The following is a 616-nucleotide window of genomic DNA, read 5'->3' on the forward strand; positions in this document are numbered from 1 at the left end:
TGTAATAAAATAAGGCCAAGTAAAACTTTAGGCAATAAAGACCATACACTCGTTTTACCTTTATACTTTATTATTTCGTCCTTGATTAAATTTTCTTCAATATATAAAGCCATTCTTTTTCCTTTTAAATTATTGATATTATTATTTAACTGGGCTTATTCTAGCTTACCTTGACCATAACCGGATTATTATTCTAGTTCAATTAATAACAGCTTTGAAGAAAAAATAAGCATAAAAATTCGGATGGGTGTCAGCGATACTATTTAATACTGAGCGAACTTTAAGCGCTGACAAGCCGTGCCCGCGTGCAGTGCTTATGCCCGAACAACGAATAAGTGGCGGAATGAGCTTTCATAAAAATTGGGATGGGTTTTATATTTGCAGTGATGGATATTTGTGGACACCACGCGGAAAACGCTACCAACCTGACTACATAAACAAAATAGAGTTTTTACAACGTGCAGCCCGCTATAACGAAAGCCATGTAAACGCCCTACAGCATAAAATTGACCATTTTCACGAATTGGTTGCGGCCAGTGACACCCTAAAAGCCATAGATAATGATTTAATTAAAATGAGTGACGATTTTGCACTAAAAGATATAATGTTGAAATAT

Annotated in this window: 1 protein-coding gene; it reads left to right on the forward strand. The window is 35.1% G+C overall.

Annotation, left to right across the window (positions count from 1 at the left end; genetic code table 11):
* Window positions 1-247: 247 nt before the first annotated feature.
* Window positions 248-616 (forward strand): DUF3653 domain-containing protein (locus P20652_RS18955; RefSeq protein ID WP_237707154.1); only part of this gene is annotated, 369 nt, incomplete at its 3' end.

Source organism: Pseudoalteromonas sp. BSi20652 (assembly GCF_000239855.1).
Taxonomy (GTDB): domain Bacteria; phylum Pseudomonadota; class Gammaproteobacteria; order Enterobacterales; family Alteromonadaceae; genus Pseudoalteromonas.